This is a genomic window from Microvirga soli (assembly GCF_016734765.1).
In the GTDB taxonomy this organism is placed as follows: Bacteria; Pseudomonadota; Alphaproteobacteria; order Rhizobiales; family Beijerinckiaceae; genus Microvirga; species Microvirga soli.
Genome location: NZ_JAERQE010000006.1, coordinates 106012 through 130039, shown reverse-complemented (window position 1 = coordinate 130039; position 24028 = coordinate 106012). Strand labels below are relative to the sequence as shown.

Annotated in this window: 23 protein-coding genes; 16 read left to right on the top strand and 7 right to left on the bottom strand. The window is 63.0% G+C overall.

Going from position 1 to position 24028, the window contains the following annotated elements; all coding sequences use genetic code 11:
* Positions 1 to 4 precede the first annotated feature (4 nt).
* From JKL45_RS08255 to JKL45_RS08240, 4 genes are all read left to right on the top strand, one after another.
* Positions 5 to 532: a VOC family protein gene (locus tag JKL45_RS08255; protein WP_201860637.1), complete on the top strand. Its 528-nt coding sequence runs from the start codon at positions 5 to 7 to the stop codon at positions 530 to 532.
* A 57-nt stretch (positions 533 to 589) separates the two neighbouring features.
* The gene (mscL, locus tag JKL45_RS08250) at positions 590 to 1024 is read left to right on the top strand and encodes a large conductance mechanosensitive channel protein MscL (RefSeq protein WP_201860636.1); all 435 of its coding nucleotides are present in this window, start codon (positions 590 to 592) and stop codon (positions 1022 to 1024) included.
* 114 nt (positions 1025 to 1138) lie between these two features.
* A complete protein-coding gene (locus JKL45_RS08245) occupies positions 1139 to 2341 on the top strand; it encodes a pyridoxal phosphate-dependent aminotransferase (RefSeq protein ID WP_201860635.1) in 1203 nt (400 codons plus the stop codon).
* Between the two features lie 119 nt (positions 2342 to 2460).
* Positions 2461 to 3510, top strand: coding sequence for an AbrB family protein (locus tag JKL45_RS08240; RefSeq protein ID WP_201860685.1), 1050 nt, complete (start codon positions 2461 to 2463; stop codon positions 3508 to 3510).
* A 3-nt stretch (positions 3511 to 3513) separates the two neighbouring features.
* On the opposite strand, the gene JKL45_RS08235 is transcribed toward JKL45_RS08240, so the two are convergent.
* Entirely contained in the window at positions 3514 to 4401 is an 888-nt protein-coding gene (locus JKL45_RS08235) for a MurR/RpiR family transcriptional regulator (protein WP_312896926.1), read from the bottom strand.
* A gap of 125 nt (positions 4402 to 4526) precedes the next feature.
* On the opposite strand from JKL45_RS08235, the gene JKL45_RS08230 reads away from it, so the two are divergent.
* The 5 genes from JKL45_RS08230 (at position 4527) to JKL45_RS08210 (ending at position 10985) form a co-directional block, all read left to right on the top strand.
* Complete coding sequence (locus JKL45_RS08230) at positions 4527 to 5315, top strand: N-formylglutamate amidohydrolase (protein ID WP_201860634.1); 789 nt, start codon at positions 4527 to 4529, stop codon at positions 5313 to 5315.
* Between the two features lie 64 nt (positions 5316 to 5379).
* Positions 5380 to 6915: an amino acid permease gene (locus JKL45_RS08225; protein WP_201860633.1), complete on the top strand. Its 1536-nt coding sequence runs from the start codon at positions 5380 to 5382 to the stop codon at positions 6913 to 6915.
* A 60-nt stretch (positions 6916 to 6975) separates the two neighbouring features.
* Entirely contained in the window at positions 6976 to 8346 is a 1371-nt protein-coding gene (locus JKL45_RS08220) for a glutamine synthetase family protein (RefSeq protein ID WP_201860632.1), read from the top strand.
* A gap of 72 nt (positions 8347 to 8418) precedes the next feature.
* Positions 8419 to 9810 (top strand): aldehyde dehydrogenase family protein, encoded by a 1392-nt coding sequence (locus JKL45_RS08215; protein ID WP_201860631.1) that lies wholly within the window; start codon positions 8419 to 8421, stop codon positions 9808 to 9810.
* Between the two features lie 11 nt (positions 9811 to 9821).
* Positions 9822 to 10985 (top strand): iron-containing alcohol dehydrogenase, encoded by a 1164-nt coding sequence (locus tag JKL45_RS08210; protein ID WP_201860630.1) that lies wholly within the window; start codon positions 9822 to 9824, stop codon positions 10983 to 10985.
* A gap of 72 nt (positions 10986 to 11057) precedes the next feature.
* Here the strand turns inward: JKL45_RS08210 and JKL45_RS08205 are convergent, their stop codons facing one another.
* Complete coding sequence (locus tag JKL45_RS08205; RefSeq protein WP_201860629.1) at positions 11058 to 11654, bottom strand: NADPH-dependent FMN reductase; 597 nt, start codon at positions 11652 to 11654, stop codon at positions 11058 to 11060.
* 103 nt (positions 11655 to 11757) lie between these two features.
* On the opposite strand from JKL45_RS08205, the gene JKL45_RS08200 reads away from it, so the two are divergent.
* Positions 11758 to 12153: a winged helix-turn-helix transcriptional regulator gene (locus JKL45_RS08200; RefSeq protein ID WP_201860628.1), complete on the top strand. Its 396-nt coding sequence runs from the start codon at positions 11758 to 11760 to the stop codon at positions 12151 to 12153.
* A gap of 3 nt (positions 12154 to 12156) precedes the next feature.
* Here the strand turns inward: JKL45_RS08200 and JKL45_RS08195 are convergent, their stop codons facing one another.
* The 5 genes from JKL45_RS08195 to JKL45_RS08175 form a co-directional block, all read right to left on the bottom strand.
* Positions 12157 to 12816 (bottom strand): HAD family hydrolase, encoded by a 660-nt coding sequence (locus JKL45_RS08195; protein WP_201860627.1) that lies wholly within the window; start codon positions 12814 to 12816, stop codon positions 12157 to 12159.
* Positions 12817 to 12989: 173 nt separating this feature from the next.
* Positions 12990 to 14099, bottom strand: a complete 1110-nt coding sequence (locus tag JKL45_RS08190; protein ID WP_246498377.1) for an ABC transporter ATP-binding protein — start codon at positions 14097 to 14099, stop codon at positions 12990 to 12992.
* Positions 14096 to 16282 (bottom strand): ABC transporter permease, encoded by a 2187-nt coding sequence (locus JKL45_RS08185; RefSeq protein ID WP_201860626.1) that lies wholly within the window; start codon positions 16280 to 16282, stop codon positions 14096 to 14098. Before JKL45_RS08185 ends, JKL45_RS08190 begins: the two co-directional genes overlap by 4 nt.
* A gap of 110 nt (positions 16283 to 16392) precedes the next feature.
* On the bottom strand, positions 16393 to 17439 hold the full coding sequence (locus JKL45_RS08180) for an ABC transporter substrate-binding protein (protein ID WP_201860625.1): 1047 nt from the start codon (positions 17437 to 17439) through the stop codon (positions 16393 to 16395).
* A 123-nt stretch (positions 17440 to 17562) separates the two neighbouring features.
* Positions 17563 to 18357, bottom strand: coding sequence for an inositol monophosphatase family protein (locus JKL45_RS08175; RefSeq protein WP_201860624.1), 795 nt, complete (start codon positions 18355 to 18357; stop codon positions 17563 to 17565).
* 194 nt (positions 18358 to 18551) lie between these two features.
* Between JKL45_RS08175 and JKL45_RS08170 the strand changes: the two genes are divergently transcribed.
* The 6 genes from JKL45_RS08170 to JKL45_RS08145 all read left to right on the top strand — a co-directional run bounded on the left by JKL45_RS08170 (position 18552) and on the right by JKL45_RS08145 (position 24021).
* Entirely contained in the window at positions 18552 to 18998 is a 447-nt protein-coding gene (locus JKL45_RS08170) for an NUDIX hydrolase (protein WP_201860623.1), read from the top strand.
* A gap of 116 nt (positions 18999 to 19114) precedes the next feature.
* Complete coding sequence (locus JKL45_RS08165) at positions 19115 to 20287, top strand: zinc-dependent alcohol dehydrogenase (RefSeq protein ID WP_201860622.1); 1173 nt, start codon at positions 19115 to 19117, stop codon at positions 20285 to 20287.
* Between the two features lie 11 nt (positions 20288 to 20298).
* Positions 20299 to 20874: a cyclase dehydrase gene (locus JKL45_RS08160; RefSeq protein WP_201860621.1), complete on the top strand. Its 576-nt coding sequence runs from the start codon at positions 20299 to 20301 to the stop codon at positions 20872 to 20874.
* A 9-nt stretch (positions 20875 to 20883) separates the two neighbouring features.
* A complete protein-coding gene (locus tag JKL45_RS08155; RefSeq protein WP_201860620.1) occupies positions 20884 to 21333 on the top strand; it encodes a DUF488 domain-containing protein in 450 nt (149 codons plus the stop codon).
* 33 nt (positions 21334 to 21366) lie between these two features.
* Complete coding sequence (locus JKL45_RS08150) at positions 21367 to 21909, top strand: MOSC domain-containing protein (protein WP_201860619.1); 543 nt, start codon at positions 21367 to 21369, stop codon at positions 21907 to 21909.
* A gap of 300 nt (positions 21910 to 22209) precedes the next feature.
* Complete coding sequence (locus tag JKL45_RS08145) at positions 22210 to 24021, top strand: ABC transporter ATP-binding protein (RefSeq protein ID WP_201860618.1); 1812 nt, start codon at positions 22210 to 22212, stop codon at positions 24019 to 24021.
* Positions 24022 to 24028: the final 7 nt, after the last annotated feature.

The window sequence follows — 24028 nt, the reverse complement described above, 5'->3', positions numbered from 1 at the left end:
ACCGATGCTGAACCAAACCTCTCATGAAGCCACCGGACAACCGGCGGCGAGGCCCATCGATCCAGGCGTCAGGATCGGCCACGTTCATCTCAAGGTGGCGGATCTCGATCGCGCGCTCGCCTTCTATTGCGGCGTGCTCGGCTTCGAGCTGATGCAGCGCTATGGCACCCAGGCGGCCTTCGTGTCGGCTGGAGGCTATCACCACCACATCGGCCTGAACACCTGGGAGAGCCAGGGCGGCTCGCCGCCGCCTCCCGGCACCACGGGGCTCTACCATCTGGCAATCCTCTACCCGACGCGGGCGGCACTGGCCGATGCGCTCTACAGGCTCGCCGAGGCTGGTATTCCGCTCCAGGGGGCGAGCGACCACGGGGTCAGCGAAGCTCTCTACCTGAGCGATCCCGATGGCAATGGCATCGAGCTTTACGTGGACCGGCCCGAGGATCAATGGCCGAGAACGTCGGGCGGCGAACTCCAGATGGTCACCCAACGCCTGGATCTGCAGGACCTGCTTGCGAGCCGCAGCACTTGACGAAATTCTTAAGTCGGGCAGCTTGAAGCTTGGGAGCAAGCGACAGGAGGTCCGGTTATGTGGAACGAGTTCAAGCAGTTCGCACTTCGCGGCAATGTGGTCGATCTCGCCATCGGCATCATCATCGGCGCCGCCTTCAGCAAGATCGTGGATTCGCTGGTGGGCGACATCTTCATGCCCGTCATCGGGGCCGTCACCGGCGGCCTCGATTTCACGAACTACTTCACGCCCCTGTCAGAGACCGTCACAGCGCCGGCCCTGACGGAGGCCAAGAACCAGGGGGCTGTGCTCGCCTGGGGCAGCTTCATCACGGCTGCCATCAACTTCATCATCATCGCGTGGATTCTCTTTCTCCTGGTCAAGGGCATGAACCGCCTGCGCCGCAAGGAAGATGCCAAGACCGGCACAGCCGACAAGCCGGCCGAAATTCCCGCCGACGTAAAGCTGCTGACCGAAATCCGCGACCTGATGAAGACGGGCCGGACGCTCTGATTCATCACCGGTATCGATCGAACCCTTCGTCTTTTGTCATGCGACGTATTCAAGACTTGCCTTGAGGGGCCGAACGGGCCATCCCTGTTCGCTGGCTTCCCAAGGAAATCTCCCATGAATGCGTCCGTGTCGATTCCGTCTGTTCTCAACCTGCGCCCCGAGGCGGAGCAGGCGCCGACCAGCGGCATCGTCGACGTGTTCAGCTACGGTCGCTTGAAGCCCGGCATCATTCCGCTCTGGGTGGGCGAGGGCGATCTGCCGACCCCGTCGTTCATCTGCGAGGCGGCGGCCCAGTCGCTCGCGAAGGGCGAAACCTTCTACACCTACCAGCGCGGCATCCCCGAGCTGCGTCAGGCGATTGCCCGCTATCATGAGCAGGTCTACCGCAAAGCTTTCGATCCGGAGCGCTTCTTCGTCACCTCCGGCGGCATGCCGGCCATGCAGCTTGCCTTCCGCATGCTCGCGGGCAACGGCGATGAGGTGCTCATCCCTACGCCCGCATGGCCAAACTTCGCCGGCGCTATCACCATTGCCGGTGCACGCCCCGTGCCGGTTCCGATGGCGATCGACGACAAAGGCTGGCACCTCGACTTCGAGCGACTCGAGAAGGCAATCACGCCGCGCACCCGTGTGCTCGTCATTAACTCGCCCTCGAACCCAACCGGATGGGTGGCGAGCCACGCCGATCTGCGCGCTGCGCTCGATCTCGCCCGCCGTCATGGCCTCTGGATCGTGGCGGACGAGATCTACAGCCGCTTCATTCACGACCCCGCTCTCACCATCGACGGGCGCACGCCTTCGTTCCGTGACGTGATGGAGCCGGACGACAAGATCATCTTCGTCCAAACCTTCTCCAAGAACTGGGCCATGACCGGCTGGCGGCTCGGCTGGCTCGAAGCCCCGCCCGCTCTAGGACAGGTCATCGAGAACCTGGTGCAGTACCAGACCTCGGGAACGCCGGTCTTCGTCCAGCGCGCCGGCGTCGCCGCCATCGAGCAGGGCGAGAGCTTCCTCGCCGAGCAGATCGTTCGCGCACGCCAAGGGCGCGAGATCGTCGGGCGGCTTGCGCAAACCGGTCTCGTCGAACTGCCGCCGCCGAGCGGGGCCTTCTATGCATTCCTGAAGATCAAGGGCGCCAGCAGTTCCAAGGACATTGCCTTCCGCCTCATCGACGAGGCGAATGTAGGCTTGGCGCCGGGCTCGGCCTTCGGCGAGGCGGGCGAGGGGTATCTGCGCCTGTGCTACCTGCGCAAGCCCGAGGATGTGGAAGAGGCGGTTCGCCGCATCAGCGAGGCCCTGCAGCGGCTCGTCGCCTAAGGTCTGCGAGGCCGTATTCAGAATACCAGGCTGCGGCTTCGCAGACGCTCTTCGCATGGCTTGTGCGCGCCAACGGCATTTGACGGGCAAGGAAACGGCGTCCATTGAGCAACATCGTGATGCGTCCCTTTCTCGCCCATCTCGTCCAGATTCTGATCGCCGCCCTCGGTGGCCTCGTCTTCCACTGGCTCGGCGTTCCGGCGGCTTGGCTGTCGGGGGCTGCCATTGGGGCGACTCTGTGGGGCCTTACCGGATGGGCTGTGCCCATGCCGCGTGCTCTTGCCGACGCAGCCATGCTGATCTCGGGTGCCGCCATGGGCGCGGCGGTCACGCCCGAGGCCATTGCTGCCATGGGCCGTTATCCCGGCAGCCTCATTCTTTTGGTCATCGGCGTGGTGGCGATTTCAGCGGCCTCGACGGCGTGGCTCACGCGCATGTCGGGCTGGCGCAGGGCCGATGCGGTGCTGGCCTCCGTACCGGGCGCGCTCTCCACCGTTCTTGCCGTGGCAGCCGAGCGCAAGGCTGAGGTCGCCTCCATTGCCATCGTGCAGAACTTCCGTCTTTTCGTGCTGATCGCCCTGCTGCCGAGCTTCGTCGTGCTCACAGGTGATGGCGGCAACACCGGTGCGCTGATCGGCGAGGGCATGCCTGTCGAGAGCCCGGGCGGCATGGCTCTGATCCTCCTCGGTGGATTGCTGTTGGGAGCCGTGCTCAAGCAGCTGAAGGTTGCGGCTCCCATTCTGCTCGGCGCGACGGTGATGAGTTCGGTCAGTCACGGCACTGCATGGGTCACCGGCGTCATTCCTCCTGTCATTGCGACGGGCGGTCTTGTTCTGATCGGTCTCTTCATCGCCGAGCGGTTTCGCAACATCCAGCGCTCGACCCTGAAGCGCGCCTTCATCGCGGCACTCGGCTCCTTTACGGTCGGCATGGTGGTGGCTGCACTCTTTGCAGGCGTGGCCGCCTGGCTCGCAGGGGTCAGTTTCGCCAACGGTCTGGTGGCCTTCGCGCCCGGCGGCCTTGAGGCTATGACCGTTCTCGCGCTCATTCTCGGGTTGGATCCGCTCTATGTCGGCATCCACCACCTCGTCCGCTTTCTCGGCATCGGCCTCGTGCTGCCCATCCTGATCGGCTGGCTGCAGCGGAACAAGACGGCTGCAGCGGAATAAAGCCTACGATCTCTCGCCCCGCAGGCGCTCCACCGCCTCCATGCGCGGCTTGGCAGTCTCCCACAGGCGCTTGGTGACGGCCGCGACGAGCGCCTCCGTCAGAAGCAGCAGGCCCGCCGAGGAATCCCAATTGGACGGAGCGACGATGTGGGCGGGCAGCACGTGCCGGGCGACGCGGGCGATGGGCGAGAGCCATGGATCGGTGAGCAGGACGACGGTTGCTCCCTGCTTCGACGCCGCTTCGCAGAGCGCCGTCACATCCTCCTGATAGCGGCGGATGTCGAAGGCGACGATCACGTCCTTCCGGCTGATCTCGATCATCCGGTCGCGCCAGAGGGCAGGCTGGCCCTCGATGAAGTCCACATGGCTGCGCACGATGCGGAAATGGCTCTCGGCGTAGCGCGCGAGCGCGCCCGTGAAGCGCCCACCGGTGAAGTGGATGTGCCGGCGCGGGTCGGACAGGAGCGCCACCACCGCCTCGAATTCGGCCGGGGCGATGTTCTCCACTGTTGCCTTCAGGTTACCGATCACGGCTTCCGCGAAGGAGGCGAGCGCCGGTGCGCCTTGCCCCTTGTCGGAGGGCCCAGATTTGGCAAGCGGTGAGAGCAGCTGAGCCTCGAGTTCCTCCCGCAGGTGCTTCTGGAAGTCCGGGAAGCCGCCGAAGCCGAGCCGGGTGACAAAGCGCAGGACGGACGGGGCAGAGATGCCGGCGCGGGAGGCGAATTCCGCAACGGTATCAAGGCCGGCAAAGGGATAATGGCTCAGGAGCAGGTGGGCGGCGCGCTTTTCGCTGGGCGTGAAGGATTCCATCTCGAGCCGGATGCGCTCGGCGAGGCTCGGCGGGTCTGTGGGATGGAGGCGGCTTTTGCCACGCATACCGGATTGATTCACAGCCCCTCCTTGACGGTTCTGAAAAGCTGTATCAGAAATTTCAAAACCTGAGAATTTAATAAGAAACGTATCAAGCGTTCAACCGGGGACAATCCCTGCCTTAAGGCAGGTTGACGGAGAACCGCATGACGCAGGCGAGTCAGGTGACAGCCAGTCCAGCCTCTGCCGAAACGGCGGAGCAGCCGGTTGCCGCGATTGAGAACCCGCAAGGGCGCTCGCCCATCCTGCTTATCTGCGAACATGCCTCCAATCGTCTGCCTGCCCGCTACGGCACCCTAGGTCTCGGACCTGAGGAACTCGAAAGCCACATTGCCTGGGACCCCGGTGCACTCGGAGTGGCCAAGGAGCTTTCGCGCCTTCTCGACGCGCCGCTGGTCCATGCAACCGTCTCGCGCCTCGTGCTCGACCTCAATCGTGAACCGTCTGCGCCGGATTCGATCTGGACGCTGAGCGAGCGAACCACGATCCCGGGCAATCTCGACCTCGATGACGACGAGCGGACTTATCGTGCGCGCGAGGTCTACGATGCCTTCCACGATGCGGTCGACACCTTCGCGAATGCCCGCATGGCGGCAGGAGAGCTCGGTGCCGTCGTGTCCATCCATTCCTTCACGCCCGTCTACCGGGATGTGCCGCGCCCCTGGCAGATCGGCCTCATCTTCAATCGCGACGAGCGCTATGCCCGCTATGTCGAAGCCGGCTTGAAGCAGGATCCGGCGCTCACCGTCGGCATGAACGAACCCTATTCACCAGCGGACCGGGTGTTCCACACCCTGGAACGCCACGCCGAGAGGCGCGGTCTTCCCCCGCTGATGATCGAAATCCGCAACGACCTGATCCGCACAGAAGACGGACAGGCGTCGTGGGCCAATCGTCTGGCGCCGCTTTTGAGGGAGGGGGCACGGACGCTCTGATGACGGGCATGGCGCACACATGTGCCGTGACCCGAAACGCAGAACTTCTTGGAGGATCAACTCAATGTCAGTCGGACAAGGAAATCCCGGGGTTCACGCCCCGCCAGCCGGGGTGCAGAACGCCGCCGGCGTCACCTACACCACGGTGGATCAAAACTATTTCGAAGCCCGGCGCCTCAAGCGTCATGCACGCGTCTGGTCGCTCTGGGCGCTCGGCGTTGGGGCGGTGATCTCAGGGCACTACTCGGGCTGGAATCTCGGCCTCGCCAATGGCTTCGGGGCGATGTTCTTCGCCACCATCATCATCGCCACCATGTATCTGGGCCTGACCTTCTCGCTCGCCGAGATGTCGCCGGCCCTGCCGCACACAGGTGGTGCCTATTCCTTTGCCCGCACATCCATGGGGCCTTGGGCCGGCTACATCACGGGCATCGCGGAGAACATCGAGTTCGTGCTGACCCCGGCCGTGATCGTGTTCTTCATCAGCTCCTACCTGTCGGCGATCTTCGAGACGGCACCGGCGTTCCAGCCCGTATACTGGGTGCTGTGCTACGCACTGTTCGTCGGCCTCAACATCATCGGTGTCGAGCTGTCGTTCAGGGTCACCGTGGGCGTCACATTGGCGGCCCTTGCCGTGCTCGCCGCCTTTTACCTTTCGGTTCTGTTCTCCGGCCAGTTCGATTTCTCGCGCTGGGCATTGAACATCGGGCCCGACGGTGCAGAGCTTCCAAGCGGCAACGGTCCTTTCCTGCCCTTGGGCGTCGGCAGCATCCTGGCCTCATTGCCCTTCGCGGTCTGGCTGTTCCTCGCCATTGAGCAACTGCCACTGGCGGCCGAAGAATCGCACGATCCGCAGCGCGACATGCCCAAAGGCATTATCGCCGGTATCCTGACGCTGATCGCTTCGGCCTTCCTCGTGCTCTTCCTGAACACCGGTATCGCACCGGGTGCGGTGGGCCTTGGCAAGTCGGGCGAGCCGCTGCTCGACGGGTTCCGCACCCTGTTCGGCACGGACATTGCAAAAGTCCTCGCGGCGGTTGCGGTCATCGGCCTCATCGCTTCGTTCCACACCATCATCTTCGCCTTCGGGCGGCAGATCTACTCGCTGTCGCGAGCCGGCTACTTCCCAAGCTTCCTGTCGGTTACGCATGGCGAACGCAAGACGCCGCATGTGGCGCTGATCGCAGGCGCTGTGCTGGGCCTCCTTGTGATGCTGATCATCTGGTTCTCGGCGGGAGCCGAGGCAGGTGCGACAGTCATCGGCGGCACGTTGCTGAACATGGCGGTGGCGGGCGCGATGCTGGCCTACTTCATGCAGGGCATGTCCTACATCGTGCTCAAGAAGAAGTATCCGAACCTGCACCGACCCTACAGGAGCCCATTCGGCATCGCGGGCGCGGTGGTCTGCATGGTGATCGCGGCGGTGACGCTCTACTTCCAGCTCACCGACTCGGTCTTCCAGACCGCCGTCATCGGCGTTGCAGTCTATTACGCAGTCATGATGGCCTACTTCCTGCTCATCGGACGGCATAAGCTCATCCTCTCCCCGGAGGAGGAGTTCGCGCTCACCAAGGGCGAGAGCGAGTACAAGTCCTACTGACACGTCGGGAGCGCGCAAGCCGCGCGCTCCCTTTCTCCTATCGCGGTCAAGGTTATTCGTATGGACGCTCCCAAGATCAAGAATGCCACTGATGCGCTGGAATATGTGCGCAGCCGCGATCTTCCTTTCGTGAAGATCGGCCTCACGGATATCGACGGCATCATGCGCGGCAAGTACATGGCTCGCGACAAGTTCGAGTCGGCCCTCGAGAAGGGCTTCGGCTTCTGCGACGTGGTGCTGGGCTGGGACTCCAACGATCAGCTCTACGACAACACCACGCTGACCGGCTGGCATACGGCCTATCCCGATGCGACGGCACGGGTGATCCCGGAATCCATGCGTCTCATTCCTTTCGAGAACGATCTCCCATTCTTCCTGGCAGAGTTCGAAGGCTATGCGGAGGCGGCCTGCCCACGCGGCGTGCTGCGGCGCGTGCTCAAGAAAGCAGAGGACATGGGGTTCGCGGTCTCGGCTGCGGCCGAGTTCGAGTTCTTCCTGTTCGAGGAGACGCCGCATTCCGTGCGCGAGAAGAGCTATCGCGATCTCAAGAACATCACGCCTGGCTTCTTCGGCTATTCGGTACTGCGCTCCGGCGTGCACGCGGATTTCTACCACGAGCTTCTCGACCTCGGAAAAAAGATGGATTTCGAGATCGAGGGTCTTCACACGGAGACCGGACCGGGCGTGCTGGAGGCGGCGATCCGCGTCGACGACGCGTTGAAGGCTGCCGACAAGGCGGCTCTGTTCAAGACCTACACCAAGATCCTGGCTCAGCGCCGTGGCTGGATGGCGACCTTCATGGCTAAGTGGTCGCGGGACTGGCCCGGTCAGTCCGGCCACCTGCATGCGTCGCTCAGGGATCTCAACACCGGCAAGGGCGCGTTCTACGATCCGCACGCCAAGCACAATATGTCGGAGACCATGCGCTGGTTCGTTGGCGGGCAGCAGCAGCTGATGCCGGAAATCCTCGCCATGGTGGCCTGCACGGTGAACAGCTACACGCGGCTGATCCCCGGCTTCTGGGCGCCGACCGATTCCGCCTGGGGCGTGGAGAACCGCACCACGGCTTTGCGTGTGATTCCGGGTTCCGAGAAATCGCAGCGGGTGGAGTACCGGGTCGCGGCTGCCGATATCAACCCGTATATCGCGCTCGCCGCTGCCATCGGCTCGGGTCTCTGGGGCATCGAGAACCGGGTCGATCCGGGCGAGCCGATCCAGGGCAATGCCTATGCGGTCGAGCACCCCAAGGAGCGGGCCCTGCCGCGCTCCCTCGGCGAGGCGGCCGAGCGGCTGAAAGGATCGCAGGCCGCGCGCCAGCTCTTCGGCGACACCTTCGTCGAGCATTACGCTGCAACCCGGGAATGGGAGGAGCGCGAGGCGCGCAAGGCTATCACCGATTGGCAGCTCGCCCGTTACTTCGAGATCATCTAAAAGCCTTATCGAGACTCAATCACAGGAGAAGACCATGATCCGCGAGGGTCATGGTCTTTCAGGCATCACATCATGGCCGATACCGATATCGTCTGCATTTCCCCCATCGACGGGCGTGAACTCGTCCGACGTCCCATCATGTCCGAGGCCGCCATCGACGCGGCGATCACGTCCGCCCGTGAGGCGCAGAAGGCGTGGCGCAACACCACCATCGCGGAGCGTGCGAGCAGGGTCTCAGCCTTCCTCGACGCGCTGCTCGCCATGAACCAGGAGGTGGTGCCGGAGATCGCCCAGCAGATGGGCCGCCCGGTGCGTTATGGCGGCGAGTTCCGTGGCGTCGAAGAGCGGGCGCGCCATATGATCGGCATTGCCGAGAAGAGCCTGCAGCCGATTCCGGCCGATGACGAGAAGCCGGGCTTCCGTCGCATGATCAAGCGCGAGCCCGTGGGTCTCGTGCTGGTGATCGCGCCTTGGAACTATCCCTATCTCACCGCCATCAACACCATCGTGCCGGCACTCATGGCAGGCAACGCGGTGCTCCTGAAGCACGCCTCGCAGACCGTGCTGGCAGGCGAGCGCTTCCAGATGGCGATGGATCGGGCCGGGATGCCGAAGGGTCTGTTCCAGAACCTGCATCTCAGCCACGATCAGACGAGCCGCATCCTGAGCGGCGGCCTCATCGATCACTGCAACTTCACCGGTTCCGTTTCCGGCGGGCGCTCCATCGAGCGTGCGGCGGCGGGATCCTTTACATCGCTTGGACTCGAGCTCGGCGGCAAGGATCCGTCCTACGTGCGCGAGGATGCCAATCTCGATCATGCCATCGAGAACCTCGTAGACGGTGCCTTCTTCAACTCGGGCCAGTGCTGCTGCGGCATCGAGCGCATCTATGTGCACGAGAAGCATTACGACCGCTTCGTTGAGGGCGCAGTCGAACTCGTGAACAAGTACGCGCTCGGCAATCCGCTCGACGAGGCGACGACGCTCGGCCCGATGGCGCACAAGCGCTTTGCCGATCTCGTGCGAGGGCAGAATGCGGAGGCGGTGGCGAAAGGCGCGAAGGCGCATATCGACACGAAACGCTTTGCTTCTGATACCGGCAACACCGCCTATCTCGCGCCGCAGGTGCTCACCGATGTGGATCACTCCATGAGCGTGATGCGCGAGGAGAGCTTCGGCCCCACCGTCGGCATCATGAAAGTGAAGGGCGACGAGGAGGCGATCCGCCTCATGAACGACTCGCCCTATGGCCTTTCGGCTGCGATCTGGACGTCCGATGTCGATGCGGCTGAGGCCATCGGCGAGAAGCTCGAAACCGGCACCGTGTTCATGAACCGCTGCGATTATCTCGATCCCGCTCTTGCCTGGACCGGCGTGAAGGATACGGGCCGCGGCGCGAGCCTGTCGCGGCTGGCCTATGAATCGCTCACCCGTCCGAAATCCTACCATCTCCGCCAGATCTGATTGAAAGCATCATGACCATGTCTCCCCGTTCCAACTGGAGCTATCCCACCGCCATCCGTTTCGGCGCAGGCCGCATTGCCGAACTGGCTGAGGCCTGCAAGTCGGTCGGCATGCAGGCTCCGCTCATCGTGACGGATCCGTTCCTGGCCACGCAACCGATGACGAAGGCGGCGCTCGATCAGCTTTTGTCCGCAGGGCTGAAGGCCGCGATCTTCTCCGATATCAAGCCGAACCCGGTCGAGACGAACGTGTACAAGGGCTTGGAAGCCCTGAAGGCCGGCAAGCATGACGGCGTCGTCGCTTTCGGCGGCGGCTCGGCGCTCGATGCTGGCAAGGTCATCGCCTTCATGGCGGGCCAAACCCGGCCCATGTGGGAGTTCGAGGATATCGGCGACTGGTGGACCCGCGCCGACCCGAACGGCATCCAGCCGATCATCGCCGTGCCGACCACCGCCGGCACGGGCTCGGAAGTGGGCCGCGCCGGTGTGATCACGCAGGAGGCGACGCACACCAAGAAGGTGATCTTCCATCCACTGATGATGCCGAAGATCGTGATCTGCGATCCGGAGCTGACGGTGGGCATGCCGCCTCACATCACGGCCGGCACGGGTCTCGATGCGCTCGCGCATTGCCTCGAGGCTTATTGCGCACCAGGCTATCACCCGTTGGCCGATGGTATCGCGGTCGAAGGCATCCGCCTCGTGAAGGAGTACCTGCCGCGCGCCTATAAAGACGGGAAAGACATCGAGGCTCGCGCGCAGCTGATGTCGGCGGCTGCCATGGGCGCCACGGCGTTCCAGAAGGGGCTCGGCGCTATCCATGCCCTCTCGCACCCGACCGGCGCGCTCTATGACACGCATCATGGCCTGACCAACGCGGTCTTCATGCCCTACGTACTGGTCTACAATCGCAAGGCCATCGAGGAGCGGATTGAGCGGCTCGCCGCCTATATCGGACTTGAGCCTTCGTTCCAGGCCTTCCTCGACTGGGTGCTGCAGCTGCGCAAGGATCTCGGCGTGCCGCACACGCTGGAAGGCCTGAAGGTGGACAGCGCCCGCTTCGACGAGATGTCCGAGATGGCGCCGAACGACCCCACCGCCGGCGGCAATCCGGTGCCGATCACGAAGGAAAGCGCCCGCAAGCTCTTCGAGGATGCGCTGGCCGGGCGGGTCTGAAATCCATAGTGCGAACGAGAAAGGCACCGCTGACAAGCTTCAGCGGTGCCTTTGTTCTGATATTCTCGGTTCTTAGGCCGCAGCCTTCATTTTGGTCTTGCGTTCGGCCCGCAGCGACCTGAGAGCCTCCGTCCAGCGGAAGAGTTCGTCGAGCATCGTCGCTGCCGATGTCCTGTAGATGTCGACGGGCTTGAGCTTGCCGTTCTCGTCCAGATTCTGGAACACCATCGGCATCGGCACACCTTCCGGGATCGGCATCATCTTCAGGGTCGTGACGATCTGCTTGGCCACCTGGACCGAACGCAGGCCGCCGGAAATGCCGCCATAGCTGACGAAGCCGGCGGGCGCATAGTTCCATTCGCGCGACAGGTAGTTCAGCGCGTTCACCAGTGCCGGCGGCGGAGCGTAGTTGTACTCGGGCGTGACGAACACGAAGGCATCCGCGGCAGACACGCTCTCGGCCCATGCCTTGGTATGGGCATGGTGGTAGTTCTGCTTCATCGGGTGCTCGGGCTCGTCGAAGAGCGGCAGGTTGAACGCGGCGAGGTCAACCAGCACAGGCTCGAACTTGCCGTGTTCCGCTGTGTACTCGCTGAACCACTGGGCGACGCCCGGGCCGACCCGACCGGGGCGGGTGCTGGCGATGATGATGTGAAGCTTGGGCTTCATGGAATGTCCTTTATTTGCATTCGGAGGTGGGAACAATTAAGTTCCCTTTTGTTACCGAGGCTCATTAAGTAACTTTCGAAGCCTTTCGCAAGGAGGCACTTTCATGTCACCCAGTCACATCCATGTGCCCACCGACTGCCGGACCGTGACGGAGATCCTGTCCCGGGTCGGTGACAAATGGAGCGTTCAGGTGGTAGTGCAGTTGGGCGAAGGACCCAAGCGTTTCAACGAGTTGCGCCGCCTCGTGGACGGGATCTCCCAGCGGATGTTGACCTTGACCCTGCGCGGCCTGGAACGTGACGGGCTCGTCACGCGCACCGTTTATCCGACCATTCCGCCCCGGGTGGATTACCAGCTCACAGGTCTGGGTTGCTCCCTGATCAAGACTGTTCGGGCCTTGGGCGACTGGGCGATCCAGAATCGCGACGAGATTCTGGCCGCCCGTCGGCGCTTCGATGCAGCAGGCGACGAACCTGACCGGCAGCCCGATGCGGCTTGAGGTTTAAGCTGCGATCCTGCGCTCCAGAACGTCCCAGAGGGCCGCGTCACGGAAAGTCTCAATCGTCCTGTCGGCGCCGACTTTGGTGAGTTCCGCGGCACTCAGGCCTGTCAGAACGCCGAAGGAGAACAGCCCCGCCGCCTTGGCCGCTTTCATGCCCGAGGGTGAGTCCTCGAAAGCGACAGCCTCCTCCGCACGTATACCGAGCCGCTCGATGGCCGTCAGATAGGGCAGGGGATCGGGCTTGCCGCGCTCGACCTGATCGATGGTGATCTTGACCTCGAACCGGTCCGTAATGCCGAGAATATCGAGGATGTGGGTTGCGTTCAGCAGGGGAGCATTGGTGACCAGGGCAAGCCTGATGCCGCGGGCCTCCGCCCAGTCGAATAGCTCAAGCAGGCCTTCCAAGGGCTTGAGCTCGAGCGCGAGGCGCCGGAAGGCGGCTTCCTTGCGTTCCGCATAAACCTCGTGCTCCTCGACCGGCAGGTGAGGCAGGAGTGCGGCAAAGATCGACTCGTTGGTGTGGCCGATGATCGACGTGCGATACAGGTCCTCACTGATCACGATGCCCTGAGGGCCCAGGGTCTGGGCAAAAGCTTCCAGGTGGGCTGGGTCGCTGTGCACCAGGGTGCCGTCCATATCGAAGATCAAGGCTTTGAGCATCACGTCGTCTCTGGAATGGGTCAGAACGCCAACGGGATTACAGCCCTCCGTTCCGGAAGGCAGCCCGTTGGAAATGTAACCCTGCTCTATAGATATTTTACAGCCGGGCAAGGTGCGGCACCCAGGCCGGTTTGCAATCCGCAGCACCAAGACCGAAGTCTGCCCGGCTGGCTTTATGCATCCGGGATGATGGCGACACCGCGCTGGGTGGCGAAGGAGATCGACACTGGAGTGCCGGGGGCAATTGCCTCCTTGCGGCCGTACTGGACCACGAACAGGTTCCCGATCGGGCTTTCCACGTCGTATTCCACCTGCGTGCCGAGATAGGATGTCTTGCGCACCGTGCCGGCCAAGGCTCCGGCTTGCACAGCTTCATCGAGAAAAATGGCATCGGGCCGGGCGGCCAGCTTCACAGGGCCCTGACTGGCGCCGCGATGGGGAAGCTGGAGATTGAGACCACCGATCTTCACCTGCGCCATGGGGCCGGCGATGCTTGCGAGGTCTCCGGTGATGATATTGGCATCGCCGATGAAGTCGGCAACGAACAGGTTCGCCGGCTCCTCGTAGAGTTCGTGCGGCGTGCCGGTTTGGGCAATGCGGGCATTCGACATGACGATGATGTGGTCGGAGACCGCAAGCGCCTCCTCCTGATCGTGCGTCACGTAGGCCACGGTGAGATTGAGGTTCTGCTGCAACTCGCGAATGTCCTCGCGGACGCGACGGCGCAGCTTGGCGTCGAGATTCGACAAGGGTTCGTCGAAGAGCAGCACCTGCGGCTCCAGCACAAGGGCGCGGGCTACCGCCACACGCTGCTGCTGTCCGCCGGAGAGCTCCGACGGTGCGCGCTTCTCGAGACCCTTCAAGCCAATGATGTCGAGCTTCTCCATGGCCATTGCATAGGCGTCCTTCTTCGGGACGCCCTGCACGGTCGGGCCATAAGCCACGTTCTCCAGAACCGACATATGCGGAAAGAGCGCATAGGACTGGAATACCATGCTCACGTCCCGGTCGGCGGCCGAGAGATTCGTCACGTCGCGGTCGCCGATCAGGATCTGGCCTTCGCTTGCCATCTCAAGTCCTGCGATCATGCGCAAAGTCGTGGTCTTGCCGCAGCCCGAGGGGCCGAGCAGGGTGACGAGCTGGCCGGGCTTGATGGTGAAGGACACGCTGTCCACGGCCGTGACGGTGCCATAGCGCTTCGTCACGTTTCGGAATTCCACGGAAGCAGCCTGCTTCTTGGATGCGGCGGTGGAGATGGAATGGACGGAGGACATCTTGTTCATGGAATCGCCTGCACGGCAATGGGGGAGGGGGCGCTCGCGCTGCGACGCCCAAGGCGGCGCTCACCGACCATGAGCTGGATCGCCACGATGGCAAGCAGCATGACGAGGATGAGCGCGGTGGAATAGGCAATTGCGAGGCCGAACTCGCCCGCCTCGACGCGGCCGACGATATAGGTCGTCGCCATGTTGTACTCGGCGGTGACGAGGAAGATCACGGCACTGACCGCCGTCATGGCGCGCACGAAGGAATAAACCAGGGAGGCGACGATGGCCGGCCGCAGCAGAGGTAGCACCACGCGGCGCATGGTGGTGGACGAGCGGGCACCCAGGGTAAGGGAGGCCTCATCAAGGCTCTTGTCGATCTGGCTCAAGGTGGCGATGCCGGAGCGCACGCCGACCGGCATGTTGCGGAACACGAAGCACATCACGAGAATGAAGCCCGTTCCGGTGATCTCGATGGGCGGTACGTTGAAGGCCAGGATGTAGGACACGCCCACCACTGTGCCGGGAATGGCGAAGCTCAAGAGCGTGCCGAACTCGAAGGCGCGTTGGCCGGAGAAGCGCTGGCGGGTGAGAAGGTATGCCGTCAGCAGGCCAATGGCAGCGGTGAGGGGCGCCGACAGCGCCGCCACCTTCACGGTCGCAAAGAACGAGTTCCAGGCCGATCCCGAGAAGTAGAGGCCCCAATCGGCACGCTCGACCCGGAAGGCGGTGATGAAGTGCTCGAATGTCGGCGTGTAGTCGCGGCCCATGGAGCGGACGAAGGCGCCCACGACGATGATGGCATAAACGGCCACCGTGAAGATCGCCCATGGGATCGCCGTGAAATAGGAAGCCAGCGCGACCCGTCGCGGCAGCGGCAGCGGAATGCCTGAATCGCCCTTGCCGGTCACGGTGGTGTAGACCTTCTTGCCGAGCCAGGCATGCTGCAGCCAGAAGGCCCCGAGCGTGAAGGCGAGCAGGATAATGGAAAGCACCGCAGCGCGGCCCTGATCCTGCTGCGCGCCGACGACCGCGAAGAAGATCTTGGTGGAGAGCACCTCGTAATTGCCGGCGAGCACCAGGGGATTGCCGAAATCCGCGAGGCTCTCGACGAAGCCGAGCAGGAATGCATTGGCGAGGCCCGGACGCATCAGTGGCAGCGTCACGGTCCAGAAGGTGGTCCAGCTCTTGGCCCGCAGGGTCTGGGAGGCTTCTTCAAGGGTCGGGCTGATGCCCTGCACCACGCCGATGAGGACAAGGAAGGCGATGGGCGTGAACGCTAGAAGCTGCGCGATAAAGACGCCGGGAAGGCCGTAGATCCAGCGTGAACGCGGGACACCGAACCATTCCCAGAGAATGTTGGAGAGGGCACCCGAGCGGCCGAAGAGCAGGATCAGGGCGAGGCCGATCACGAAGGGCGGCGTGATGATGGGAAGCACGCTCATCACGCGCAGGAGCTTCTTGTACCGGAAGTCGGTGCGGGTCGCGATGAGCGCGAAGGCAAGGCCCAGGGCCGTGGTGCCGAAGGCCACGAGCAGCCCAAGGAACAGGGTGTTCCAGGCCACGCCGCAACGCAGGTCGCTGGTCAGGCAGTCCAGGCCCCAGATCGACTTGTCCATGAACTTGGCGACGAACTCGGACGGCGCGAAATTTCCGCTGTTGTCGGCGAACGCGCTCGCCAGGATCGTGGAAACCGGGAAGAACACGAACACGAGGATGAGCGCGACGACTGCCCCGATGGACGAGGTGACGAATGCATCGCCGCGGCACCAGCCGCGCGCCGCAAGGCCGTGGCAGAGGATGATGAGGAACGCTGCCGCCGTGAGGGCCGCGCCATAGCCCATGCCGGCTTGGCTCGGACCCGGCTCACCGAACAGGCCCCTCAAAATTTCGAACGTCCAGCCATTGAGGCCGATGCTGAAGCCCTGAGCGACGATGAGGGCAAGTCCGAGGAGCCCCGATGCGACGAGCCAGGTGCCCTTCTGTTGAATCGACGGCCGGATGGCAGGAACCAAAGCCATGCCGAGCGGCACAAGAATCGGCAGAAGCCACCAGACGCCACGAAGGCTGTGGATCAGCGCCGACCCGCTGACGAAGTAGTCGGAGAGGGTGGGAGAGGCGGAGCGGTCGAACCCGTACCAGGGCAGGAGGGCAAATCCGACCCAGCTCAGAACGATCCAGCCAAGGGTTGCCCGTGACATCTTTGAATTCCCGCCTCACGGCCGGCATGACGACCGGCCTTCTGATCCATCACTTTAGAATTGTCTTCGGCGAGGCGGCTCACGCCTCGCCGAAGACATCGCAGGCCTGACTATTTCGGCAGGTTCTTTACCTCGTTGTCCCACTTGGACAGGAGGCGCTTGCGCTCGTCGGACGATCCGTACTTGGCGAAGTCGAAGTTGATCAGCTTGACGTCGCTGAGCTTCGGAGACTGCGGCGGGATCGGGGTGTTCTTGTTCGAAGGCACCTGGTAGGACTTGGCCTCGGCGCCGAGCTTCTGCGCGTCGGCGGTCAGGGCCCAGTCGTAGAACTTCTTGGCGCTGTCCAAGTTCTTGGCGCCCTTGATGATCGACATGGAGCCGATCTCATAGCCCGTGCCTTCGCAGGGGGCCACGACCTTCACCGGCGCCTTGTCGACCACCATCGTCACCATGTCGTGGAGGAAGGTGATGCCGACAGTGGTCTCGCCCAGGGCCGTCGCCTTGGCCGGAGCTGCACCCGACTTGGTGTACTGGTTCACGTTCTTGTGCAGGGCCTTGAGGTACTCGAAGCCTTTGTCCTCACCCATGATCTGGATGATGGTGGCGAGAAGCGTGTAAGCCGTGCCGGAGGAGTTGGGATCGGCGACCTGCACTTCGTCCTTCAGCTCGGCCTTGAGCAGATCGGCCCAGCACTTCGGCTCGCCGATATTGTTCGCCTTGGCCTGGTCAGTGTTGTAGCCGAAGCCGAGTGCACCGGAGTAGATCCCGACCGTGCGCTGCTTGGACTGATCCCACTGGCGCACGGCCCAGTCCTGCAACTCGCTCATCTTCGGCGACTTGTAGGCTTCCGTCAGGCCTTCCTCGGCGGCCTGCATGTGAGGGTCGCCCGTGCCGCCCCACCAGATGTCGGCGCGGGGGTTCTGCGACTCTGCCTTGACCTGCGCATAGATTTCGCCGGAGCTTTTGCGGGTCATGGAGACCTTGATCCCGGTCTCGCGCTCGAATGCGGTGGTCATGGCGCGGCACCATTCCTCCTGCACGGCGCAATACATCACCAGCGCTCCTTGCGCCTGGGCTGCTCCGGCGGACATGAACGACAGGGCCGTCATGGCGCCCGCCAGCATGGTTGCCGCGGCGAAAGTCTTCTTGAGTTCCATTCTATCCTCCCGTGTTGACGTTTTTATCGTTATAATTGGCCGGCTAAGCTCCCTCCAATATGAGAGCGGGTCAAGAGCCTTGCCGATCATTCGAATGTGAATCTTTAGAATAACATGGCTGTCTCACGGCTCTTTGGAAATCCCCGTGGCGGCCATCAGGGCTGCGGCCAGTTCAGGCGTGCAGGCGAGAACCGGGTTGCCTTTTCTCAGGCCATCCTTGGCCAGGAAGTTGTTGGTCCAGCCGCCCGCCTCCTCGATGATCAGAAGACCGGCCAGCGCATCCCAGGAATTGATGTGAAGCTCGCAATAGCCATCGATGCGCCCATCGGCGACATAGGCTAGGCCAAGCGTGCCGGATCCCGCGCGTCGGACATTGGCCCCGCCGGCTTTCAGCTTGTCGACGGCGGCGATATAGGGTTCGGGCGGCAGGCGCGGCGACCAGCCGGCCTCCACGGTCGCCTGGTTCATGTCGGCCAAACCGCTCACCCGGATCTGCTCCCCATTGAGAATGGCGCCGCGCCCGCGCTGGGCGGTGTAGAGTTCCGCATGCATCGCGTCATAGATCACGCCGATCTCGACGCGGCTGTCGCGCACGAAAGCGATGGAAATGGCAAAATGCGGGATGCCGCGAGCGAAGTTCGCCGTTCCGTCAATGGGATCCACCACCCACACGTCGCGCTCGAAGGAGCCGCCGCCTTCCTCGCCGAAGAAGGAATCCTCCAGAAACAGGGCGCTGAGGCGGGTGCGGATCAGTTCCTCCACCTCCGCGTCCGTGGCGGTGAGAAAATCCTGCGGGCCCTTGAAGTCAGGTCGCTGCGAGCGCGGCCGCTCCAGGAAGCGCTTGCGCGCCAGCACGCCAGCCTCACGGGCGATGGCGCAGGCGGCGGCAAATCTCATGTCCAGATTGTTGGTCGTCATCGGGTAGGGTTGTCCTTCTGGATCAAAAGCAGGGCCTTCATTGTTATGAGCCCGTCATCCAGCTTTGAGAGGATGGAGAATCGTATGAGGTCAAAGGCAACAATGTCCTCATATTGTTTCGTCCAAGTCCTTTCTTAGCCGGCTCAAATCATTTACGTTACAATTTAACCCGATAGGAACCCTACTCTCGTCGAATGCCTCAGACCTCCAAAGACAAACTCAGCCAGGTTGCTGCATTGCCCTTTCGGATCCGGGATGGAAGGATCGAGGTGCTTCTCGTTACGTCACGGGAGACCAAGCGCTGGCTGATCCCGAAGGGCTGGCCCATGAAAGGCAAGAAGCCTCACAAGGCGGCCGCGCAGGAGGCGGAGGAGGAGGCAGGCGTCAAGGGCGAGATCAAAAACAAGCCCCTCGGCTCCTACGATTACTGGAAGCGCCGGGCCGCGCATTTCGACCTGTGTGAGGTCAATGTCTATCCGCTTGAGGTCTCCAAGCAGCTCAAATCTTGGCGCGAGAAGGGACAGCGTCAGGCACAATGGTTCGAAGTGGAGGAAGCGGCCCATCAGGTGTTGGAACCGGCGCTGGCCGACCTGATCCGAAGCCTGCCTGAGCACCTCCATCCTGTCGCTCGGACGGGGTAGGCAGCAGTTTTTGCGGCCCTTCAGGGAACGCAAAGCCCCTTCAAGAAGTCTTTCCTGTGACGAAGGCGGTCGAGCGTTGAAGCTTGACCATTTTCCATACAGTGAGGGAGACGTCGATGAAGGCGCTTGTTTGGCATGGCACCACCGATATCCGCTGCGATTCAGTTCCCGATCCTCAGATCGAGCATCCGCGTGACGCGATCATCAAGGTGACGAGCTGCGCCATCTGCGGCTCGGATCTTCATCTCTACGATCATTTCATGCCTGGCATGAAATCGGGTGACATCATGGGCCACGAGACCATGGGCGAGGTGGTCGAGGTCGGAGCGGAGTCGAAGGGCAAGCTGAAGGTCGGCGACCGGGTGGTGATCCCCTTCACGATCATCTGCGGCGAGTGCGAACAGTGCAAGCGCGGCAACTTCTCGGTCTGCGAGCGCACGAACCGCAACGGCCACATCGCCGCCAAGGCCTTCGGGCACACCACGGCGGGTCTCTTCGGCTACACGCATCTGACGGGCGGCTATGCGGGCGGCCAAGCCGAGTATCTTCGCGTTCCCTTTGCCGACGCCACCCACATCAAGGTTCCCAGCACGCTGTCCGACGAGCAGCTTCTCTTCCTGAGCGACATCTTCCCCACCGGTTGGCAGGCCGCAGTGCAGTGCGACATCGAGCCGACCGACACGGTGGCGATCTGGGGTGCGGGCCCCGTCGGCCAGATGGCGATCCGCAGCGCCATCCTGCTCGGCGCGAAGCAGGTCATCGCCATCGATCGGGTTCCCGAACGTCTCGATATGGCAAGGGCCGGTGGCGCCATCACCATCAACTTCGACGAAGAGAGCGTGATCGAGCGCCTCAACGAACTCACCAACGGCAAGGGCCCTGAGAAGTGCATCGACTCCGTTGGCATGGAGGCGCATGCGGCGGGCACAGTCGATGCCATGTATGATCGCGTTAAGCAGGCGACCATGATGGAGACCGACCGTCCCCATGTGCTGCGCGAGATGGCCTATGTCTGCCGCCCTGCCGGAACGCTCTCGGTGCCCGGCGTCTATGGCGGTCTCCTCGACAAGATCCCGTTCGGCGCCATCATGAACAAGGGTCTCACCATCCGCACAGGTCAGACGCACGTGAACCGTTGGACCGACGATCTCCTGCGCCGCATTGAGGAGGGGCAGATCGACCCCTCCTTCGTCATCACCCACACGGTGGGGCTCGAAGAAGGCCCTGACATGTACAAGATCTTCCGCGACAAGCAGGACGGCTGCATCAAGGTCGTTCTCAAACCCTGATAGGTGAGATCATGCGCTACGAAACCGAAAGAACCCGCCGTCGTGGCCATGCCGATACGGCCACAGACACCCTGGCCCGGGGCCTCGGCATCTTCTCCATCGCCCTCGGCATCGCCGAAGTCGTGGCGCCGCGCGCCTTGGCGCGGGCGCTTGGCATGAAGGGGCAGGAGGGCCTGATCGCCGGCTATGGCGTTCGCGAGATCGCCACCGGCATCGGTATCCTGGCCTCCAAGGACCCGACGCCCTGGATCTGGGGACGCGTGGCAGGCGACGGACTCGATCTGGCGACGCTGGCGACGGCGCTCGAGGGCAGGAACCCGAAGAAGGGCAATGTCGGCATCGCCATGGCGGCGGTGGCTGGCGTGACGGCGCTCGACGTCTATTGCGCCCAGACGCTGAGCCGCGAGAGCCCGACGCCGTTGCCGCCGATGCAGGACTATTCGGATCGCACGGGATATCCAGGCGGGATCGAGCAGAGCCATGGCGCGGCAAAGGACTTTGAGGTGCCACGGGACTTCCGCGCACCCGAAGCCATGAGGCCTTATACCCAGCCGCAGGCGCCGCAGCGGCCGACTCCGTCCATGTAATTTTAAGGCATGGCAAAGCCTCAGGTTTTCACCATTGGATACGAGGGAGCGGACGTGGACCGCTTCCTCACCACCTTGAAGGATGCTGGCGTCGCAACGCTCGCCGACGTGCGTGCCGTCGCGCTCTCCCGCAAACGCGGTTTCTCGAAATCCGCCCTGCGCGATGCTTTGGCGCAGAAGGACATCGGCTACGAGCATTTCATCAAGCTCGGAACGCCGAAGGAGGGCCGCCAGGCGGCACGCGCCGGCGACGGCGATCTCATGCGCCGGATCTATTGCGACGAGGTTCTGGCGACCGAACCGGCTCAAGCTGCGTTCGGTGAACTGGAAGCATTGGCCAGTGCTCAGCCGATCTGCCTCCTGTGCTTCGAGCGGGACCCCGCCAACTGCCATCGTACGGTGCTGGCGCAACGCTTGGCCGAGCGCGGCTTCGAGACGGTGGATCTCACGGTTCTCTGACGCTACAAGGTAGAGAAGCGCGAGGGGGCAATCATGAACGCAATCGTCACAGCCGTGAGCCTCAGCTCCAGCCACAGCTTCAGCAAGCCCAATCAGGATTCCATCCGCCTGCTGGCGGGCCTCGGCGTTGAGGGTGACGCCCATCTCGGCATCACGGTCAAGCACCGCTCGCGGGTGGCCAAGGATCCAACCCAACCGAACCTGCGGCAGGTCCATCTCATTCATGCGGAGCTCTTCGATGAACTGGCCGAAAGAGGCTTTTCCATCGCGGCTGGCAAGTTGGGGGAAAACGTCACGACTCGCGGAATTGATCTTCTGAACCTACCGGCCGGAGCGCGCCTGTTGCTTGGAGAGAGTGTTGTCATCGAGGTCACGGGCCTGCGCAATCCTTGCGTCCAGATTGACCGGTTTCAAAAAGGTCTCATGAAGGCAGTGCTGGGCAAGGACGAGCAGGGCAAGGTCGTTCGCAAGTCCGGCATCATGGCGATTGTGCTCAAGGGCGGGGAGGTCCGGCCCGGAGATGCCATCCGGGTAGAACTGCCGTCCGAACCGCATCGGCCGCTCGAAGTCGTGTAAATCCTCCAGCAAAGGATGAAACAAAACTGCGGTTGCCAAGTTGAACGAACTGCACTATTTTGCATTCAGGTTTTTATTCCAGAGAGGGAGGACTGCATGGCTTTTGTGTGCTTGCTGAACGTTCCTCCCGCGTCCCGCCCAAAATCCTAGGCTGGACCAGGCGGGGCTCCAAGGCCCGGCAAACCTTACAAAGTTTTCCATGATCATCGAGCGACGTCGAACGCGGTGAGCCGCCGTTCCTGCTGTTGCTCCTCGAAATTCCGGGAGAGGTGTACGCCCCGAGCGTCACCTGTCGTTGCTATGAACCAGCAGAAGAAGGGCGGGGATGCGACCCGCGACGTCTTACGATTCACGTTCCGCCATTGGCGCAACGAGCCGCGCTACGTGGCGCTGGTTGTCGTCACCATGATGGTCTCGACACTTGCCGACGTATTCATGCCGGTCTTCGCCGGCAGGCTGGTCGACGCCATTGCCGCAGGTGGCGACAACCGCGATGCTGCCCTGCATGCGGCGCTTATCGCGTTCGCGTTCATGACGGGACTCGGATTGCTCATGATCGTCATGCGCCATCTTGCGTTCTACGGCATCGTGGAATTGACGCTGCGCGTGATGGGCCGCGTGGCGCAGGATGCCTTCGCGCGCGTGCAGCGCTTCTCGACCGACTGGCATGCCAATTCCTTCGCCGGCTCGACCGTGCGCAAGATCACGCGCGGCATGTGGGCGCTCGACCTGATGCACGACACGCTTCTGCTCGCATTGCTGCCGTCGCTCACGGTGCTTGCGGGCTCAATGATCGTCTTGGGCCTGCGCTGGCCCGTAATGGGTCTCGTCATCGGCGTGAGCGCATTGGCCTACATCATCATGACGGCCCTGCTCTCGACACGCTATGTCGCGCCTGCGGCACGGCTCGCGAATGCCTGGGATACGCGCGTCGGCGGCACGCTGGCGGACGCTTTGAGCTGCAACCCGGTGGTCAAGGCCTTTGGCGCGGAGACGCGGGAGGATGCCCGCCTCACCTGGGTGCTGAATAAGTGGCAGAAGCGCACGAGCCGCCTCTGGCAGCGCGGCACCAACAGCGGCACGGTTCAGTTCATCGCGCTGCTCGGCATTCGTGCGGCCATCATCGGTACGGCGATCTGGCTGTGGTGGGACAACCGCGCCACGCCGGGCGATCTCGCCTATGTGCTCACGACCTATTTCGTGATCCACGGCTACCTGCGGGATGTCGGCATGCACATCAACAACCTGCGCCGCTCCGTCAACGACATGGAAGAGCTGATCGACATTCATAGGGAGCGCGTCGGCGTGCCTGATCGCGCCGGTGCAAAGCCGATCCGGATCGGGCGCGGCGAGGTCACGTTCGACCGTGTTACGTTCCACTATGCGGGACATGACACGCCCCTCTATCGGGACCTGTCGCTGACAATGCATGCGGGCGAGCGTGTGGGGCTCGTGGGCCCTTCGGGCTCGGGCAAGACGACCCTCGTCAAGCTGATCCAGCGGCTCTACGACGTGACGGGCGGCGAGATCCGGATCGACGGGCAGAATATTGCCGAGGCTCAGCAGGCATCCTTGCGTTCGCAGATCGCTATTGTGCAGCAGGAGCCGATCCTGTTCCATCGCACGCTGGCCGAGAACATCGCCTATGCGCGGCCCGGAGCCCGCATGCCGGAGATCGAGCGTGCGGCGCAGCTTGCCAATGCGCATGACTTCATCCTGAGCCTGCCGAAGGGCTATTCCACTCTGGTGGGCGAGCGCGGCGTGAAGCTCTCGGGCGGCGAGCGCCAGCGGGTGGCGATCGCCCGTGCCTTCCTGGCCGATGCGCCGATCCTGATCCTGGACGAGGCCACTTCCGCCCTCGACTCGGAATCGGAGGTGCTGATTCAGCAGGCCATGGAGCGGCTCATGGTGGGGCGCACCTCCATCGTGATTGCCCATCGCCTCTCGACGGTGCGCGCCCTCGACCGTATCCTCGTGTTCGACAAGGGGCGGATCGTAGAGGAGGGGGATCACCACAGTCTGTATCGTAAGGGGGGCCTCTATCGCCGCCTCTGCGATCACCAGGGTCTTGATCTCGCCAGAGCTCCCCGGCCCGATATGGCGGCCGAGTAAGCCGGTC

Bases quoted from the DNA above. Each gene is read 5' to 3' on its own strand.
- JKL45_RS08255 (WP_201860637.1), top strand. From the start codon at position 5: ATGCTGAACCAAACCTCTCATGAAGCCACCGGACAACCGGCGGCGAGG.
- mscL (WP_201860636.1), top strand. From the start codon at position 590: ATGTGGAACGAGTTCAAGCAGTTCGCACTTCGCGGCAATGTGGTCGAT.
- JKL45_RS08245 (WP_201860635.1), top strand. From the start codon at position 1,139: ATGAATGCGTCCGTGTCGATTCCGTCTGTTCTCAACCTGCGCCCCGAG.
- JKL45_RS08240 (WP_201860685.1), top strand. From the start codon at position 2,461: ATGCGTCCCTTTCTCGCCCATCTCGTCCAGATTCTGATCGCCGCCCTC.
- JKL45_RS08230 (WP_201860634.1), top strand. From the start codon at position 4,527: ATGACGCAGGCGAGTCAGGTGACAGCCAGTCCAGCCTCTGCCGAAACG.
- JKL45_RS08225 (WP_201860633.1), top strand. From the start codon at position 5,380: ATGTCAGTCGGACAAGGAAATCCCGGGGTTCACGCCCCGCCAGCCGGG.
- JKL45_RS08220 (WP_201860632.1), top strand. From the start codon at position 6,976: ATGGACGCTCCCAAGATCAAGAATGCCACTGATGCGCTGGAATATGTG.
- JKL45_RS08215 (WP_201860631.1), top strand. From the start codon at position 8,419: ATGGCCGATACCGATATCGTCTGCATTTCCCCCATCGACGGGCGTGAA.
- JKL45_RS08210 (WP_201860630.1), top strand. From the start codon at position 9,822: ATGACCATGTCTCCCCGTTCCAACTGGAGCTATCCCACCGCCATCCGT.
- JKL45_RS08205 (WP_201860629.1), bottom strand. From the start codon at position 11,654: ATGAAGCCCAAGCTTCACATCATCATCGCCAGCACCCGCCCCGGTCGG.
- JKL45_RS08200 (WP_201860628.1), top strand. From the start codon at position 11,758: ATGTCACCCAGTCACATCCATGTGCCCACCGACTGCCGGACCGTGACG.
- JKL45_RS08195 (WP_201860627.1), bottom strand. From the start codon at position 12,816: ATGCTCAAAGCCTTGATCTTCGATATGGACGGCACCCTGGTGCACAGC.
- JKL45_RS08190 (WP_246498377.1), bottom strand. From the start codon at position 14,099: ATGAACAAGATGTCCTCCGTCCATTCCATCTCCACCGCCGCATCCAAG.
- JKL45_RS08185 (WP_201860626.1), bottom strand. From the start codon at position 16,282: ATGTCACGGGCAACCCTTGGCTGGATCGTTCTGAGCTGGGTCGGATTT.
- JKL45_RS08180 (WP_201860625.1), bottom strand. From the start codon at position 17,439: ATGGAACTCAAGAAGACTTTCGCCGCGGCAACCATGCTGGCGGGCGCC.
- JKL45_RS08175 (WP_201860624.1), bottom strand. From the start codon at position 18,357: ATGACGACCAACAATCTGGACATGAGATTTGCCGCCGCCTGCGCCATC.
- JKL45_RS08170 (WP_201860623.1), top strand. From the start codon at position 18,552: ATGCCTCAGACCTCCAAAGACAAACTCAGCCAGGTTGCTGCATTGCCC.
- JKL45_RS08165 (WP_201860622.1), top strand. From the start codon at position 19,115: ATGAAGGCGCTTGTTTGGCATGGCACCACCGATATCCGCTGCGATTCA.
- JKL45_RS08160 (WP_201860621.1), top strand. From the start codon at position 20,299: ATGCGCTACGAAACCGAAAGAACCCGCCGTCGTGGCCATGCCGATACG.
- JKL45_RS08155 (WP_201860620.1), top strand. From the start codon at position 20,884: ATGGCAAAGCCTCAGGTTTTCACCATTGGATACGAGGGAGCGGACGTG.
- JKL45_RS08150 (WP_201860619.1), top strand. From the start codon at position 21,367: ATGAACGCAATCGTCACAGCCGTGAGCCTCAGCTCCAGCCACAGCTTC.
- JKL45_RS08145 (WP_201860618.1), top strand. From the start codon at position 22,210: ATGAACCAGCAGAAGAAGGGCGGGGATGCGACCCGCGACGTCTTACGA.